The sequence below is a fragment of the Vibrio sp. SCP2 genome, assembly GCF_059295395.1.
In genome coordinates this window covers 291,239-308,205 of record NZ_JCAFVV010000003.1, presented here as the reverse complement: position 1 = coordinate 308,205, position 16,967 = coordinate 291,239, and the positions used below count along the sequence as shown (strand labels likewise).

Sequence of the window (16,967 nt, the reverse complement as noted above, 5' to 3'; positions counted from 1 at the left end):
GGAAGCCTGTTTTGTTTTTGCGAGAGTAATACAAATAACTAACTAAAGCATTCAGGGCTGTTTAGCGCAGCCTCGATTGCTGAAATTAGCTTTTCGATATGTTCTGGCTCGCTGATATAAGGTGGCATCATATAGATAAGCTTGCCAAATGGACGTATCCACACACCTTGTTCGACAAACAGTGCTTGAATCTTTTCCATATTGACTGGAGTTGTTGTCTCAACAACGCCAATGGCACCTAACCAGCGAACATCTTTAACTAATTGATATTTTTTTAGTTTAGGCAGCAGTTCTGCAAACAGCTGTTCAATTTGGCTGGTTTGGCTTTGCCATTTATTGTTCTCTAGCAGCTCCATACTCGCAGTGGCGACGGCGCAAGCTAGTGGGTTACCCATAAAGGTCGGGCCATGCATAAAGCAGCCTGCTTCACCTCCGCAAACGGTATTTGCAACTTCACTTGAGGCTAGCGTTGCTGAAAGCGTCATATAACCACTGGTTAATGCTTTGCCTACACATAAAATGTCAGGCTGAATCTCAGCATGTTCGCAAGCAAACATTTTGCCTGTGCGTCCAAATCCCGTTGCGATTTCATCGAGAATCAATAATACCCCAAATTGATCGCACAGCTCTCGTACACCTTTAAGGAACTCTGGGTGATATATTCGCATCCCGCCGGCACCCTGAACAATCGGCTCTAAGATGACGGCAGCAATCTCTTTATGGTGCTGAGAAATCTTAGATTTGAAGTCATCAAGATCGCTTTGATCCCAATCTTGCCAAAAGCCAGTATTTGGTGAAGCTGCAAAAATGTGCTCAGGTAGGAAGCCTTTGTACAGAGAGTGCATGGAGTTATCTGGATCGGTGACTGACATTGCGGCAAATGTATCGCCATGATAACCGTCGCGCAGGGTTAAGAATTTAGGTCGAGACTCACCCTTCGCATGCCAATATTGCAGAGCCATTTTTAAGCTGACTTCAACCGCTACTGAACCTGAATCTGCGAGAAACACATGCTGCAAATTACTTGGTGCAAATGAGAGTAATTTTTTGCACAAATTGATTGCAGGGTCGTGCGTGATCCCGCCAAACATAACGTGAGACACTTTATCAATCTGAGTATGAGCCGCTGCATTGAGATGAGGATGATTATAGCCATGAATTGCCGACCACCAAGAAGACATACCGTCTACGAGCTGTTTTCCATCTTCGAGTTGTAAGTGAACCCCTTTTGCTGATGTCACAGGGTAGCAGGTCAGAGGTGTTAACGTTGAAGTATAAGGATGCCATATATGACGGCGGTCGAAAGCGAGATCCATGTCCAGTTCCTGAAATTTGATTGATTAAAAAATAATCAAATGTAAACTTTTGATTTTTTGTTGTGTTGACAGTCTACATGGTGTCAGTAGACTAGCCAAGTAATCAAACCAACAATAATCAAAGGAAAGCACGTGGAAGTACGTCACAACTGGACTATTGAGCAAGTTCGCGGCCTTATGGAAAAACCATTTATGGATCTGTTGTTCGAAGCGCAATTGGTTCACCGTCAATATCAACAACATAACCATGTACAAGTCAGTACGCTGCTTTCTATTAAAACAGGTGCTTGCCCAGAGGATTGTAAGTATTGCCCGCAAAGTGCCCGTTACACCACGGATATTGAAAAAGAACGCTTAATGGAAGTTGAACGCGTGCTTGATGCTGCTCAAAAAGCGAAAAGCGCTGGTTCAACTCGCTTTTGTATGGGCGCTGCGTGGAAGAACCCAAAAGAGCGCGACATGCCGCACCTGACTGAAATGATCAAAGGTGTCAAAGGGATGGGCCTAGAGACCTGTATGACACTGGGTATGCTAACATCTGACCAAGCAAAATCACTTGCGAATGCAGGTTTAGACTATTACAACCATAACCTAGATACCTCACCTGAGTTTTATGGCAGCATCATCACCACGCGTACTTACCAAGATCGCTTAGACACACTTTCACACGTTCGTGATGCAGGAATGAAGATTTGCTCTGGCGGCATTATTGGTATGGGCGAGAGTGCGAACGACAGGGCAGGCCTACTGGTTGAGCTGGCGAATCTGCCTACCCACCCTGAAAGTGTGCCAATTAACATGCTTGTTAAAGTAAAAGGTACACCACTAGAAGAGGTTGATGATGTTGAGCCATTCGACTTTATCCGCCTGATCGCGATTGCACGTATCATGATGCCTGGCTCTGCTGTCCGTCTTTCGGCTGGCCGTGAAAACATGAATGAGCAAATGCAGGCGTTATGCTTTATGGCTGGCGCTAACTCGGTTTTCTATGGCTGCAAATTGCTGACAACGCCAAATCCGTCAGAAGATAAAGATATGCAGCTATTTAATAAGCTTGGTATTAACAGCCAAGAAGTTTCTCAAAAGCCTGATGAAATTGAAGAGAATGATCTTCTTGATCGCGTTGTAGAGCGTGTTGCAGCGAGACCAACCAAAGACGACCTATTCTACGATGCAAGTGTTTGATCAACGTATTGAATCAGCCCTTAGTGAGCGAAAAGCTAAGGGCTTAACTCGCTCGCTTAAAGCTGTAGAATCAAGCAATACCGTTAGCTTAACCCATGATGAGCAAGAGTATCTAAACTTCTCAAGTAATGATTATCTTGGCTTAGCTTCAGATAAGGAGCTAACTAAGGCATGGCAAGAAGCGCTCGACCTATATGGCAATGGGAGTGGTGCGTCTCCACTCGTCACAGGTTTTAGTTCTGCGCACCAAAAACTTGAAGAGACCTTGTGTCAGTGGCTTGGATTTGAAAGAGCGATATTGTTTGGATCCGGTTTTTCTGCCAATCAAGCGTTACTGTTCTCTTTGCTAACAAAACAAGATCTTCTGCTGCAAGATAAGTTAAATCATGCTTCGTTAATTGAGGCTGGCATGCTTTCTCCCGCAATGATGAAGCGCTTCAAGCACAATGACGTTACACACTTAAAAACCTTACTTACTCAAAGTGCCTTGGTCGTGACTGAAGGTGTGTTTAGCATGGATGGTGACCTTTCTCCGCTAAAGGCGATTAAATCGGTAATTGAACAAAACGCTTGGTTAGCGGTTGATGATGCTCACGGTGTAGGAGTATTGGGCAACAAAGGGAAGGGCAGTTGTGATTACGCTGGGATCCAACCTGAAATATTGGTGGTGACCTTTGGTAAAGCGTTTGGTCTATCGGGATCGGCGATTATGTGTAGCAACTCGATTGGAGACTACTTAACCCAGTTCGCTAAACATCATGTTTACTCAACGGCGATTCCTCCTTCTCAAGCCGTGGCATTAAATAAAGCAGCAGGAATGATCGAGACACAAGAATGGCGCAGAGTAAAACTAGCTGAGCTATCTCGATGTTTTGATGAACAACTTCAGGATTGTGAAGGCTACAGAGAGACGATTACCCCAATAAAGCCCTTCATAGTGGGCTCTGCTTACAAAGCACTGAGTGTATCAAATCAACTTCGCCAACAGGGTTTCTGGGTGATGCCGATTCGCCCACCTACCGTACCAACAGGCAGCGCACGGTTGAGAATTACACTCACCGCTAAACATGATAAGCAAGATGTCATCAAATTAGCTGATGCACTTAAGCAAGCTGTGAAAGGAATGTAAGTTAATGAATCAGGCTGTAGTGATAGATTCTAAGGACATGGTTAATAAAGCGGCGATTGCTGAGGCATTTGGCCGAGCTGCAAATACCTACGATCAACATGCGGCGTTTCAACGTGACGTTGGACATCGTCTGCTCGATAAAATGCCCCAAAACCTTACTGGAAAAACCGTACTCGATATTGGCTGCGGAACCGGATACTTTTCATTAGAGCTTTTAAAACGCGGTGCAACTGTCGTCTGCTTCGATCTATCTGACAAGATGCTCGCAGAAGCTAAACTACGGTGTGGAGTGGTCAATGTTTACTATCAGCAGGGAGATGCGGAATGTTTGCCATTTAAGAGCAATGAGTTCGATTACGTATTTTCTAGCCTAGCATTGCAGTGGTGTGACGACCTTAGTATTCCCTTGAGAGAGATTAAACGTGTAGTGAAGCCGAAGGGATGTGCGTATTTATCCACGTTACTCGATGGTTCGTTACTTGAACTTAAACAGGCATGGGCAAAAATTGACTCATATCAACACGTCAACGACTTTATTCCATTCAATCAGGTAAAAATTGCGTTAGCGCAATCTGAATGCCATGCGCATCAACTAGACTTAGCGCCTATCAAGGTTTGGTATGAAACGTCTTTTGCGCTAATGCGTGACTTAAAAGGCATCGGCGCAACCCATATCGATGGGCGAGCGAATGGGCTAACAAGTCGTAGTGCATTACTCAGAGTCGAAGATGAATATCAAACTTATCGAAGTCATCAGGGTCTTCTACCTGCAACATATCAGGTCTGTTTAGGGGTTATTAATCTATGATTGATGCATTTTTTATTGCGGGTACGGATACCGATGTTGGAAAAACGGTTGCTTCGAAAGCAATCTTGAATGCGCTTGCTGAAAAGGATTTAAAAACGATTGGCTATAAGCCAGTAGCGGCAGGCAGTGACAAAACTGAGCAAGGTTTCCGTAACTCGGATGCTTTGTATCTACAAGAAGCTGCAACAGTGAGTGTTGCATACGATGACGTAAATCCTTATGCATTAGAGCTTCCTGCCTCTCCTCACATTGCCGCTATTCGTGAGAATGTGGAAATCGAATATTCAGTACTGAGTGACAAACTCTCTGAGCACAAGCAAAACTCAGATATCGTACTGGTTGAAGGTGCAGGCGGTTGGCGCGTACCTGTTTCAAAGCAGGAGTGCTTATCAAGTTGGGTACAGCAAGAAAAACTGCCAGTGGTATTGGTAGTTGGTATTAAACTTGGGTGTCTTAGCCATGCAATGCTAACGCTCGATGCGATTAAAGCCGATGGCGTGGAAGTGATCGGTTGGGTAGCAAACCGAGTTAACCCAGGTACAGAGCACTACGCTGAAATTATTGAAATGCTTGAAAACAAAATTGCAGCGCCAAAACTTGGTGAAATTCCGTATGTTCCCAAAGTTAAGCGCAAAGATCTGGCGAAGTATATAGATGTTTCACCACTTCTTAATCGATAAAAAGCAAAAGGCTGCCAAATTGATTTGGCAGCCTTTTCAACATTAGTCTTTGTTACTTGTCTTGGTTTAAACCCATTAACGCACTTTGTGTTTCGATAATGCGTTTTTGAGTTTGATCCTCTACCGAGATTCCAAGTTGTTGCTTTGCTTCATCCTCAGAAATACCTAGATGACAACACAACAGATCAATAGCCATTTGATAGTTGTTAGTTTCAACCATGATTTTGTTCCCTTATTACATGGATTTTTAATCTCAGCTAAATCTAGCACGTTTGAAAACAGTCACAATACGACCAAAGTCTAACGCAAAAGTCGTAGCCTTATTTCTGGCTCTCCAATCATTTGTCATATCTATTGTTTGTTAAGTGTTAAATCTAAACTTACTTTCTAGAAATCAAATGTTTCAATTTACTTCTTAACCTTGTAATTAAAGGGGATAGACTATATCTATTAGGTAAAGAACAGTCCCAAGAGTGATTCTTAGGGGCGATAATAAAATGCTTCCGGTTTTTGGAGAAAAGTAATGAAGCGAGTAATGTTATTTCTTGCAACCAACTTAGCTGTTGTTCTGGTGTTAAGTGTTGTTCTTAACATTGTTTATGCAATGACGGGAATGCAACCAGGTAGCTTATCTGGCTTGCTTGTGATGGCTGCTGTTTTTGGTTTCGGTGGTTCATTTATCTCATTGATGATGTCAAAGGGAATGGCGCTTCGTTCTGTTGGCGGCATGGTCATTGAAAGTCCACGTAACGAGACCGAACATTGGTTATTAGAAACGGTTCGTCGTCAATCAGAGCAAGTGGGTATTGGTATGCCGACGGTTGCGATTTACGACTCAGCGGATATCAACGCATTTGCGACGGGTGCAAAGCGTAATGACTCTTTAGTTGCTGTCTCAACAGGTCTTCTTCACAACATGACCCGTGATGAGGCTGAAGCTGTTTTGGCGCATGAAGTGAGTCATATTGCTAATGGCGACATGGTAACCATGACGTTGATGCAAGGTGTGGTGAACACCTTTGTCATCTTCTTGTCGCGTTTTATCGCCAATATTGTCGCGTCTAACGACAATGAAGAAGAGGGCGGCAGCAACATGATGGTCTACTTTGGTGTAAGTATGGTGTTGGAGTTGTTGTTTGGCTTCTTGGCGAGCTTCATCACCATGTGGTACAGCCGTCATCGTGAGTTTCATGCTGATGCAGGTGCGGCCCAGTTAGTGGGTAAGCATAAGATGATTGCAGCACTAGAGCGACTAAAAGTAAGCCACGAGTCTCAACTAGAAGGTTCTATGATGGCGTTTGGCATCAACGGCAAACGCTCGATGACAGAGCTACTGATGAGCCACCCTCCGCTAGATAAACGTATCTCAGCACTGCGCAATTCGTAGATTTAACTTCTAATTGATTGAAAAGGCTTGGTTTATAACCAAGCCTTTTTTTGATCCCTTTTAAAAAACCTCTCGTACAAGTTATACAAAATATTAAACAAATAAAAATTTGTACAACTTTAAGAAATCATCTATGGTTAGGTTGTTGTACAAAATAAAATTATGTACAAGATTGTGAGAGGTGCTTTAAATGGATGTACAGGCGGTAGGCGAGGTTTATCAGCAGCTGAACAAATCAAATCTTCATCTTTTGTCTGATGTTTATCATGACGAGGTGGTGTTTGAAGATGCTGCTCACAGACTAGAAGGGTGGCAAGAGTTAGAAAGCTACTTTGAATCGCTTTATACCAATGTGACGCGTTGCGATTTCAATATTTTAGAGCACCAACAAACGGGAAATAGCGGATTTCTAACGTGGCAGATGGCTCTAGAGCATCCAAAGTTATCAAAAGGCTCTGTGATATATGTGAACGGCGTCAGCCACCTAAAGTTTTCGCAAGGTCGAGTTATTTACCATCGTGATTACTTTGACCTCGGTGAGATGCTTTACGAAAATCTGCCTCTGCTCGGCTCAGTGATTAAAACGATTAAGCAAAGGTTGGGCAAATGAAGACGGTACTGATAACAGGAGCCACTTCAGGGATTGGTCTCCAACTTGCAAAAGATTACGCCGATAATGGCTTCGAGGTCTATGCCTGCGGAAGAAATGAAGAGCGGTTAAGTGATCTAAAAGAGATGTTTTCCAACTTACACCCAGTCGCTTTTGATCTCACTGACCTAGCAGCCACAACTCATGCCCTGAGTAACTTACACAGCATTCCGGACCTCTGGATTTTGAATGCGGGGGATTGCGAGTATATCGATGACGGCAAGCTTGATGCGCTGCTTATGAAGCGCGTTTTCGACATTAACGTTATTGGGCTTACCAACGCTATTGAGGCTTGCCAGAAGTATTTTGCATCTGGACAACGACTCGCCATCGTAGGGTCGATAGCGAGTGAAGTCGCCCTGCCGAGAGCGGAAGCTTATGGCGCATCAAAAGCAGCGGTGAGCTATCTAGCACGAACACTTCAGGTAGATCTTAAGCCGCAGGGTATAGATGTATCGATTATTTACCCCGGATTTGTCAAAACACCCCTCACCGACAAGAACACCTTTGAAATGCCGATGTTGATCTCGCCACAGCGGGCATCTCAAGAAATCAGAGATGGGCTGGCGAAAGGAAAAGACCATATCTATTTCCCTAGGAAGTTCACCTCGATTTTACGTTTGATCGGCGCTCTCCCATATCGCTGGCAAAACGCACTGACTGCCAAGCTACTCGCTCAAGGATAGGAATAAGACGATGAAAATAGCAATTATAGGAACGGGAATCTCAGGACTAACTTGTGGCTATTATTTACAGAGAGAGCACGACGTCACCATGTTTGAAGCGAATGGTTACATCGGTGGGCATACAGCTACCGTCGATGTTGAGGTAGAAGGTCGCTCTTATTCTGTCGATACAGGCTTCATTGTTTACAACGACAGAACATACCCTAATTTTATCGCTTTGATGGAAGAGATTGGAGTGGAGGGCAGACCAAGCCAAATGAGCTTCAGCGTAAGAAACGATAGCAATGGTCTTGAATATAATGGCCATACAGTGTCGACGCTGTTTGCTCAAAAGCGCAATTGGTTAAATCCTAAATTTTACTCTTTTATCTTTGAAATTCTCCGCTTTAACAAAGAAGTGAAGGAGATAGCCAATCAGCCCAATATGGTCGAATTAACACTCGGTGACTTCCTCACTTCACGTAATTTTAGTGACTACTTCTGTGACAACTATATTTTGCCAATGGGGGCGGCTATTTGGTCTTCGACGCTAGCAGATATGCGAGCGTTTCCGTTGCCTTTCTTTGCAAGATTCTTCCTTAACCACGGCCTACTGGATGTGACCAATCGCCCGCAATGGTATGTCATTAAAGGTGGGTCAAGAGCCTACATAAAGCCACTTACCCGAGGGTTTGCCGATAAGATCCGCCTTAACACTCCCGTTGAGTCTGTCGTCAGAGATCAAGCAGGCGTGACGCTGCATTTCAATGGACAGACCGAGAGGTTCGATCAAGTTGTGTTTGCCTGCCATAGTGATCAGGCATTGCAACTTCTCAAAGATTCGAGCGCAACTGAGCAATCTGTTTTATCCAATCTCGCTTATCAAGCCAATGAAGTCATTTTGCATACCGATGAAAGCTTACTGCCGAAGCGAAAAGCGGCTTGGGCGTCTTGGAACTATTGGCTTGAAGGTAGTGAAGGTGAACAGAGTAGAGCGCCGACTTTGACCTACAATATGAACATATTGCAGCACATTGATGCACCGAAAACCTTCTGCGTCTCACTCAACAGTAGTGAGCAGATTGCGCAAGAGAAGGTATTGCAGCGCTTTGTTTATCATCATCCAGTCTTTAATCAGCAATCAATAGAGGCGCAGGCTCGACGCGACGAAATTAACGGTCTATCTCGAACTTGGTTCTGTGGTGCTTATTGGTACAACGGCTTCCATGAGGATGGCGTACGCAGTGCTCTAGACATAGTGAGAGGCATTAACTTGCTTGATGCCAATCTACGTTCTCAGGGAGCGGCTTAAGATGTCTGAAGGGAATAGGAGCTGCTTGTATGTTGGGAATGTAAGGCACCGGCGCTTTACTCCAGTTCAGCATGCCTTGAACTATCGTTTGTTTATGCCATGCCTCGACTTAGATGAGTTTGAATCTTTGCAAAACAAAGTGTGGGGATTCGGTACTCGCTGGTGGCATTGGGCTCGATTCAAACGTGAGGATTACTTGGGCTCTGGGGACTTAAAACAGGCGGTATTAAATAAGGTCGTTGAGCTTGGCGGCCTTGCTACCAAAGGAAGCGTCAAAGCGGTGGTTCACCTTAGATATTTTGGTATCTATTTTAGTCCGGTCAATTTCTACTACATCTATGACGAGAGCGATAAATGGCGCTACTTACTGGCTGAAGTTAGTAACACACCTTGGAATGAGCGTTACTACTACTTGTTGGATGCGGAGGACGAAAGAACATGGAGGCACGCAAAAGCGTTTCATGTCTCGCCTTTTAATTCGATTGAGCAAGAGTATGTTTGGAAAATTAAGCCTATTGACCAGCGTCTCTCGATTCACTTGGAGTGTCATCGCAGTCATAAAGAGTTTGACGCCACAATGAAAATGGCTAGGGAACCTCTGTGTTCGCGAGTTCTACTTAAACATTTGATCGTTACTCCAATAATGGCAGTAAAAGTGACTGTGGGCATTTATTGGCACGCATTAAAACTCTGGATCAAAGGAGCGCCGTTTTATTCTCACCCCAAATATAGGCAGGGTGATGAAATTGAACAGACTCAAAGCGCGAAAATAGAAAAATAACAAGGAGCCTAGGAAATGATTAATTCACAAACGCTACCTTTGCCTACGCAATTAACTTCGGTGCAAAAAACAGCACGAAACATCGCATTTTCATGTTTGTACAAGATTCAGTATGGGTCATTGACCATCATCGAATCTTTTGGTTCTCAAGGTGCTCCTCAAGTCAGAGAGAGCTTTGGTAGCCCACGGAAGGGGCAACCTAGTGCCATGATTGAGGTTAAAAATCCTGCATTTTATGCTCGCTTACTCAAGGGCGGCAGCATTGCAGCTGGTGAAGCTTATATGGACGGATGGTGGGAAAGCCCTGATCTCACCGCTTTAATGGAGTTGATGGCAATGAACCTATCAACTTTAGACACTATAGAAAGTCGTTCAAGCTTTTTGTCGAAGCTTATGTATCAAGTTGGCCACTGGTTAAATCGCAACACTGTTGAGAATTCGGCTAAAAACATTGAAGCTCACTACGACCTGAGTAATGAACTTTACGAGACATTTCTTGATAGTCGCATGCTTTATTCGTCCGGCATTTACCACTCGCCTAGTGATACGCTAGAGCAAGCCCAGATAAACAAGATGGAGCGCCTGTGTAAGCAGTTGAAGCTCACTTCTACCGATAGTGTGATTGAGATTGGAACAGGGTGGGGTGCAATGGCGATCTATATGGCCGAAAACTATGGCTGCCATGTTACCACTACCACTATTTCTGAGCAGCAGTTCCAATATGCGAAGCAGAAGATTGAAGAGAAGGGCTTGCAAGACAAAATTACCCTGCTCAAACAAGACTACCGCTTGTTGGAAGGGACCTTTGATAAGCTAGTCTCAATTGAAATGATCGAGGCTGTTGGCAAGCAGTTTTTGACCTCCTACATCCAAAAATGCCAATCATTATTGAAATCGGGTGGACTGATGGCAATCCAAGCCATCACCATCGCAGACCAGCGCTACGATTATTACAGCAATAACGTTGATTTTATTCAGAAGTATATCTTCCCTGGTGGCTTTTTACCGTCGATCACCGCATTAACACAATCCACAACAAAACATAGTGATCTAATTCTTAGAGATCTATACGACATTGGGGAGGACTATGCCAAGACTCTTAAAGATTGGTATTTGAAGTTTAACCAAGCGCGCGAACAGGTTTCTGAACTGGGATTTGATGACAGATTTGTACGAATGTGGAATTACTACTTTTGCTATTGTGAAGGTGGTTTCCGCGCCAAATCGATCAGTACAGTTCATATGACGTTTCAGCGTCCATAAAAGCTGAGCTAAAGGAGCACGTGATGAAACGGTTACTCATTGTGTCGACTTGGTTTCAAGTTATATGGTTCTGCGCGGTTATTGGCAGCTATGACCTGCAATATGTGACGCTTTTACTTGTGGTGCTGACGCTCGTTGTATCTGCCGTTAAGGAGAACTTGATTTGGTTTAAGTATGCTTTGATCGTTGTAATAGGCGTGTTGGTTGATTTTGCGAACATAACGATTGGTTGGTTCCAGTTTCAACATGAACACTTTCCCATCTGGCTGTTGGGATTGTGGCTAATCTTTGCTTGGTATGCTTATTTTTTGTATCCGATATTGAGCCAGTATCCATTAGCTATCGTATCAATGGTAGGAGGGATTGGAGGAACACTTAGCTACATCGCGGGAGAAAGTCTTGGAGCCGTTTCATTTGGGGCTTCTACTTTCACTATCGTAGGTATATTGCTCGTAGAGTGGACTCTAATCATTGCATTGATTATGAAGGTATATGGACATGAAGTGCATAACAGTAATAACAGCATTCCTAGTGCTGACCAGTAACGTTTTTGCGTCTGAGTTTTCGAGACATAACGTAGAGAGCTGGAAAAACTGGTCTAGTGTGGGGCAGGCTCAGTTGACGATGTTTTTCTTTGATATTTATGAGTCACAATTGCTGACGCCAAATGGTGGGTATGTTGTTGCTCAGGATATTACTCCTCATCCCCTTGCGCTATCGATTACTTACCAAAGAGACATTTCTCAAAAACAATTGTTAGACGCGACGGTTGAGCAGTGGGAAAAGCTTGGCTACGAGCAAACGGATACGACAAAGTGGGCGTCTCGGCTTGAAAACATCTTCCCAGACATCAAAGAAGGCAACAACCTGACCTACGTGACAGATGGTTACACAGGCAACTTCTATTACTCCAAGCCACAGGCAAACCAGCAACTTATCGGTTCTATTGAAGAAGAGGCGTTTAACGATGCTTTTCTCGCAATATGGTTATCACCAAATACTGAGTATCCGGGACTCAGAGAACGTTTAATTGGGAGAAATTGATGTTTAAGCGCCTAGGGCAGACGATATTACTATTGCTATCTACTCTACTGATTTTAGGTTGTACGAGCGACTTAGATGACTACAGAGACAGCAAACCTGAATTCAACTTGTTTGAGTACTTTGAAGGGGAGTCAATGGCTTGGGGTATGGTGCAAGATTACACCAACAAGCAGACTCGCCGCTTTGAGGTGGTGATTGTCGGTAGTGTAAAAGAGAATACTTTGACCTTAGTTGAAGATTTCGTGTTTGATGATGGTGAAAAAAACCAACGAATTTGGACCATTGAACGCTTGGGCGATGGGAGCTACCAAGGGAGTGCTGATGACATCATTGGGGTCGCAACAGGGAGAGAAGTTGGCAATGCACTTCAGTGGCAATATGATTTTGAACTACAGATGGAAGACTCTACCGTGGTCGTAAGCTTCGATGATTGGTTATATCGCCAAGATGAAAATCATGTTTTTAATCTGACTAAGATTAAGAAGTTTGGTATTGAAGTAGGGAAGATTACGCTGTTTTTCCAGAAGCAGTGAGGAGGAGGTAAAGGAACGGACTTCGTCCCATGGAACGCTACGCTTTTGGAAAACGGGATCGGGCTTCGCCCTTCGAGAGTTATAAAAAAGGGTCATTTGTTCTAATAAATGACTTTCTCGATCTTCCCTAAAGAAAAATATTTCTACAAACAAAAGAAAGGGTTGACGCAAAACGCCAACCCTCCAAAATTCTCATCGAATCCCGAATCCCGAATCCCGAATCCCGAATCCCGAATCCCGAATCCCGAATCCCGAATCCCGAATCCCGAATCCCGAATCCCGAATCCCGAATCCCGATTCTTTTACAACTTATCAGTTAGCTCAATCGCTTGACCGATGTAGTTTGCTGGCGTCATCTCTTTTAGACGTGCTTTCTCGTGCTCTGGTAGCTCAAGACCGTCGATGAAGCTACGCATTGCTTCACCATCTACACGCTTACCACGAGTTAGCTCTTTTAGCTTCTCGTATGGCTTCTCGATGCCGTAACGACGCATCACAGTTTGTACTGGCTCTGCGAGAACTTCCCAGTTTTGATCTAGTTCTGCAAGCAGTGCTTCGCGGTTAACTTCTAGTTTGCTGATGCCTTTTAGTGTTGAAGTGTACGCGATGATTGCGTAGCCCACACCAACACCTAGGTTGCGTAGCACTGTTGAGTCAGTTAGGTCACGCTGCCAGCGAGAGATTGGTAGTTTCTGCGCTAGGTGGCCGAATACTGCGTTTGCAAGACCTAGGTTACCTTCTGAGTTTTCAAAGTCGATTGGGTTAACTTTGTGTGGCATTGTCGAAGAGCCGATCTCACCAGCAATAGTCTTCTGCTTGAAGTGACCTAGCGCGATGTAGCCCCATACGTCACGGTCGAAGTCGATTAGGATAGTGTTGAAACGTGCAACCGCATCGAACAGTTCAGCGATGTAATCGTGTGGTTCGATTTGAGTTGTGTATGGGTTCCAAGTTACGCCTAGAGACTCAGTGATGAACTCTTCAGAGAACTGGTGCCAATCAACTTCTGGGTAAGCAGAAAGGTGAGCGTTGTAGTTACCTACAGCACCGTTAATCTTACCTAGGATTTCAACGTTAGCGATCTGCTTGTATTGACGCTCCATACGGTACGCCACGTTCGCCATCTCTTTACCCATAGTAGAAGGAGAAGCAGGCTGACCGTGTGTACGAGATAGAAGAGGGATGTCACGGTACTCAACAGCAAGTGCTTTGATAGCATCAATGATGTTTTTGATTTCAGGAAGAATCACTTCGTCACGTGCTTCTTTTAGCATTAGTGCGTGAGACGTGTTGTTGATGTCTTCTGAAGTACAAGCAAAGTGAATGAATTCGTTTACAGCGTGAAGCTCAGGAACACCTGCCACTTTCTCTTTTAGGAAGTACTCCACCGCTTTAACGTCGTGGTTAGTTGTACGCTCGATCTCTTTGATGCGTGCTGCGTCTTCTTCAGAGAAGTTTGCTGCTAGCTCATCTAGGAACTTGTTTGCTTCAGCGCTGAATGCTGGTACTTCTGTGATTGCATCTGTAGCTGCAAGCTTTTGTAACCAACGAATTTCAACGATAGAGCGGTACTTTAGTAGTCCAAATTCACTAAAGATGCTGCGAAGTGCGATTGTTTTGCTTCCGTAACGACCGTCTACTGGTGAAACAGCAGTCAATGCTGACAGTTCCATGATGTTCTCCTGAAAATTGAGTTTCTAAATTTTGTGTGCTTTATACCAATTACAAACGCGTTTGTCACGAATATTGCGCAAACGTTTGCTTTGCTCTTATTTTGGAAGAAAGTGCTTTGGTATAAAAGAAGAAGCTCGCGTCATGCGCGAGCTATTTATTAAACGTTAGATTCGAGCTAAAAGTATTTGTGCCTGCTCAACCATTTTCTTGCGTCCAAAGATTAAGTGACGACGTTTGCCGCCAACCTGACGCCATAAAACGGCACTGCGAATACCGGATAGAAGAAGCGCTCGGACTTTGTGCTGATTCGACGTCTGTTGTAGCACTGATGGTGTACCAGTGACCTGAATACGTGGGCCAACCGGGCTGATCACATCGAGATAAACACTGGCAAGATTGCTGATCATCTGCTCATCAAGTAGCTCAAAATGCTCAAGTTGGCGTTCCAACATTTGAATACGATCGCCTAGCTGAGACATGGCATCATTTCGAGTCTGAAGTTTACGCTCAAGCGCCATGAGGCTAATGATGTAACGGGTAATCTCGCTACCATTAGGAGTACTGTCGATCCCTTTAACCAAACACTCTAAACCAAGTTTGAGGTCAGATTCACGACCGAAAACACCAACAGTATTATTTGGGTTGGTGTTTAAGATCGCTTTTAGGGATGTTTCAAACGCGTCAGAGTCACAGTGACCGTTTTTTGCGACTTGTTGGACCAAGGCGACAGCTTGGCAAATTCCTGCAAAGGCGATGGTACGGTCATATAGTGTGTTAGCCACGTAGTTCTACTCCTAAAATTAAATGCGTTCTTCGATGATTCCGCCACCTAAGCAAACATCATCTTTATAGAAAACAGCAGATTGCCCCGGTGTTACAGCGATTTGAGGCTCGTCAAAGATCACTTTAATGTTTTCATCATCGATAGGGATGATAGTACATGGGATATCTGTTTGACGGTAGCGAGTTTTTACAGTGCATTGTAACGGTTCTTTAATCGCTTCACGATCAACCCAGTGTAGTTGAGATGCAATCAAACCTTGAGATTTGAGCATTGGGTGATTTTTACCTTGAACAGCAATTAAGACATTGCGCTTAAGATCTTTGTCACCAACGAACCACGGGTCTTCATTACCGCCACCGCCTTTTTGGCCGCCGATATGCAGGCCTTTACGTTGACCTAAGGTGTGGTACATCAATCCGTTGTGCTTACCAATCACTTTACCTTCTGGTGTTTCAATGTCGCCTGGTTGCGCTGGTAGATAGCGGCCTAGGAAATCTGTGAACTTACGTTCGCCAATGAAACAGATACCAGTAGAGTCTTTTTTCTTCGCTGTGATCAGATCTTGTTCTTCCGCAATGCGGCGAACTTCTGGTTTCTCTAAATCACCAACAGGGAATAGGCTGCGAGCAACCTGCTCGCTGCTTAGCGTGTACAGGAAGTAGCTTTGGTCTTTGTTGTTGTCTAAACCACGAAGCATGCGTGGCTTGTCGCCATTTTCAACTTCTTCTGGAGTAGGGAATGTACGGCGTACATAGTGACCCATAGCGATATAGTCTGCGTCGAGCACTTCATCTGCAAACTCTAAGAATGCTTTAAACTTGATCTCTTTGTTGCACAGAATATCTGGGTTAGGTGTACGACCTGCTTTGTATTCAGCAAGGAAATACTCGAATACGTTATCCCAATATTCCGCAGCAAAGTTAATCGTGTGCAGGTGAATGCCTAGCTTGTCACAGACCGCTTGCGCATCGGCAAGATCTTCAGCTGCTGTACAGTATTCTTCGTTGTCATCTTCTTCCCAGTTTTTCATAAACAGGCCTTCAACTTGGTAGCCTTGCTGCTTAAGAAGATACGCAGATACAGATGAATCAACGCCACCGGACATGCCAACGATGACTTTCTTTTGACTGTTGTCAGACATTACTAAACACCACTTAATTTAACTGGACGCAGATTTTATCAGAAAGCATAGCGAGGGGACAGATCCGAGATCGAACTCACACTTCGATTTCGGGTGTTTATTAGACGTTTGCTTAGTGAAAATCGCGGAAACTTGACTATTAAACTTGTATATGTGGCATAGTGGCGAAAATTCAAGAGAGCCAGAGTGAATCTAATGAGCGAAGAAAACCAAATCATCGAAGAAGCCCAGTTGATTGAAGTTATCGAAAACCAACTAGAAGATGGAAATCCAGTTAAGGTGAAAGAAACCTTAATGCGTTTGATGATGACGGGCACGCCTCGTGAAGACGCTATCGCTATGATGGCGTGTGCAGTAGCGATTGAAATCTTTGATGTAATGAAAAACGAAGGTGAGTTCAACTTGAAGCGCTACGCTGAGAACCTAGATCGCTTACCGGATCTTAGCTTTATGGAAGGTGAATAAGTCACAACTCCATTGGTTAAAACAGCCAGCCTATAACGATAAGAGCACTCATCAAAAGTGGGTGCTTCATCGATCGACCATCCCACTTATTTATTACATTCAGAGCCGCTCAGATTTTAATTGTTGATGCAAACGTTTGCTATAATACCTT

At 44.1% G+C, this 16,967-nt stretch carries 19 protein-coding genes; 14 read left to right on the top strand and 5 right to left on the bottom strand.

Going from position 1 to position 16,967, the window contains the following annotated elements:
* Positions 1–38: 38 nt before the first annotated feature.
* Positions 39–1,316 carry an adenosylmethionine--8-amino-7-oxononanoate transaminase gene (gene bioA, locus AC5O63_RS12540; protein WP_494505222.1) on the bottom strand — a complete coding sequence of 426 codons (1,278 nt, stop codon included), beginning with the start codon at positions 1,314–1,316 and terminating at the stop codon, positions 39–41.
* Positions 1,317–1,448: 132 nt separating this feature from the next.
* Here bioA and bioB point away from each other — a divergent pair, with 132 nt between their 5' ends.
* Genes bioB through bioD form a run of 4 tightly spaced genes read left to right on the top strand, consistent with a single transcriptional unit; the run spans position 1,449 to position 5,118 of the window.
* A complete protein-coding gene (gene bioB, locus AC5O63_RS12535) occupies positions 1,449–2,501 on the top strand; it encodes a biotin synthase BioB (protein WP_494505221.1) in 1,053 nt (350 codons plus the stop codon).
* The gene (gene bioF / locus AC5O63_RS12530) at positions 2,488–3,630 is read left to right on the top strand and encodes an 8-amino-7-oxononanoate synthase (RefSeq protein ID WP_494505220.1); all 1,143 of its coding nucleotides are present in this window, start codon (positions 2,488–2,490) and stop codon (positions 3,628–3,630) included. The genes bioB and bioF overlap by 14 nt, the downstream gene beginning before the upstream one ends.
* 4 nt (positions 3,631–3,634) lie before the next feature.
* Positions 3,635–4,438, top strand: a complete 804-nt coding sequence (gene bioC, locus AC5O63_RS12525) for a malonyl-ACP O-methyltransferase BioC (RefSeq protein WP_494505219.1) — start codon at positions 3,635–3,637, stop codon at positions 4,436–4,438.
* Entirely contained in the window at positions 4,435–5,118 is a 684-nt protein-coding gene (gene bioD, locus AC5O63_RS12520; RefSeq protein WP_004746885.1) for a dethiobiotin synthase, read from the top strand. Before bioC ends, bioD begins: the two co-directional genes overlap by 4 nt.
* A gap of 52 nt (positions 5,119–5,170) precedes the next feature.
* On the opposite strand, the gene AC5O63_RS12515 is transcribed toward bioD, so the two are convergent.
* Positions 5,171–5,338, bottom strand: coding sequence for a hypothetical protein (locus tag AC5O63_RS12515; RefSeq protein ID WP_004746882.1), 168 nt, complete (start codon positions 5,336–5,338; stop codon positions 5,171–5,173).
* Between the two features lie 303 nt (positions 5,339–5,641).
* On the opposite strand from AC5O63_RS12515, the gene htpX reads away from it, so the two are divergent.
* The 9 genes from htpX to AC5O63_RS12470 all read left to right on the top strand — a co-directional run bounded on the left by htpX (position 5,642) and on the right by AC5O63_RS12470 (position 12,752).
* Positions 5,642–6,505: a protease HtpX gene (gene htpX, locus AC5O63_RS12510; RefSeq protein WP_004746881.1), complete on the top strand. Its 864-nt coding sequence runs from the start codon at positions 5,642–5,644 to the stop codon at positions 6,503–6,505.
* Between the two features lie 190 nt (positions 6,506–6,695).
* Complete coding sequence (locus tag AC5O63_RS12505; protein ID WP_171322769.1) at positions 6,696–7,115, top strand: nuclear transport factor 2 family protein; 420 nt, start codon at positions 6,696–6,698, stop codon at positions 7,113–7,115.
* A complete protein-coding gene (locus AC5O63_RS12500; RefSeq protein ID WP_494505218.1) occupies positions 7,112–7,840 on the top strand; it encodes an SDR family NAD(P)-dependent oxidoreductase in 729 nt (242 codons plus the stop codon). Before AC5O63_RS12505 ends, AC5O63_RS12500 begins: the two co-directional genes overlap by 4 nt.
* A 10-nt stretch (positions 7,841–7,850) precedes the next feature.
* Positions 7,851–9,131 (top strand): NAD(P)/FAD-dependent oxidoreductase, encoded by a 1,281-nt coding sequence (locus AC5O63_RS12495; RefSeq protein WP_494505217.1) that lies wholly within the window; start codon positions 7,851–7,853, stop codon positions 9,129–9,131.
* Between the two features lies 1 nt (position 9,132).
* The gene (locus AC5O63_RS12490) at positions 9,133–9,912 is read left to right on the top strand and encodes a DUF1365 domain-containing protein (RefSeq protein WP_494505216.1); all 780 of its coding nucleotides are present in this window, start codon (positions 9,133–9,135) and stop codon (positions 9,910–9,912) included.
* A 15-nt stretch (positions 9,913–9,927) separates the two neighbouring features.
* On the top strand, positions 9,928–11,175 hold the full coding sequence (locus tag AC5O63_RS12485; protein ID WP_494505215.1) for a class I SAM-dependent methyltransferase: 1,248 nt from the start codon (positions 9,928–9,930) through the stop codon (positions 11,173–11,175).
* 23 nt (positions 11,176–11,198) lie between these two features.
* Complete coding sequence (locus tag AC5O63_RS12480; RefSeq protein WP_494505214.1) at positions 11,199–11,720, top strand: DUF2878 domain-containing protein; 522 nt, start codon at positions 11,199–11,201, stop codon at positions 11,718–11,720.
* Positions 11,674–12,219: a chalcone isomerase family protein gene (locus AC5O63_RS12475; RefSeq protein WP_494505213.1), complete on the top strand. Its 546-nt coding sequence runs from the start codon at positions 11,674–11,676 to the stop codon at positions 12,217–12,219. The genes AC5O63_RS12480 and AC5O63_RS12475 overlap by 47 nt, the downstream gene beginning before the upstream one ends.
* Positions 12,219–12,752: a DUF3833 domain-containing protein gene (locus AC5O63_RS12470; RefSeq protein WP_494505212.1), complete on the top strand. Its 534-nt coding sequence runs from the start codon at positions 12,219–12,221 to the stop codon at positions 12,750–12,752. Before AC5O63_RS12475 ends, AC5O63_RS12470 begins: the two co-directional genes overlap by 1 nt.
* Positions 12,753–13,054: 302 nt before the next feature.
* On the opposite strand, the gene purB is transcribed toward AC5O63_RS12470, so the two are convergent.
* The 3 genes from purB to mnmA all read right to left on the bottom strand — a co-directional run bounded on the left by purB (position 13,055) and on the right by mnmA (position 16,351).
* Positions 13,055–14,425: an adenylosuccinate lyase gene (gene purB, locus AC5O63_RS12465; protein ID WP_494505211.1), complete on the bottom strand. Its 1,371-nt coding sequence runs from the start codon at positions 14,423–14,425 to the stop codon at positions 13,055–13,057.
* Positions 14,426–14,590: 165 nt separating this feature from the next.
* Positions 14,591–15,208: a high frequency lysogenization protein HflD gene (gene hflD, locus AC5O63_RS12460; RefSeq protein ID WP_069666006.1), complete on the bottom strand. Its 618-nt coding sequence runs from the start codon at positions 15,206–15,208 to the stop codon at positions 14,591–14,593.
* 18 nt (positions 15,209–15,226) lie between these two features.
* Positions 15,227–16,351, bottom strand: coding sequence for a tRNA 2-thiouridine(34) synthase MnmA (gene mnmA, locus AC5O63_RS12455; RefSeq protein WP_494505210.1), 1,125 nt, complete (start codon positions 16,349–16,351; stop codon positions 15,227–15,229).
* Between the two features lie 195 nt (positions 16,352–16,546).
* Between mnmA and AC5O63_RS12450 the strand changes: the two genes are divergently transcribed.
* On the top strand, positions 16,547–16,816 hold the full coding sequence (locus AC5O63_RS12450; RefSeq protein ID WP_004746866.1) for a hypothetical protein: 270 nt from the start codon (positions 16,547–16,549) through the stop codon (positions 16,814–16,816).
* Positions 16,817–16,967: the final 151 nt, after the last annotated feature.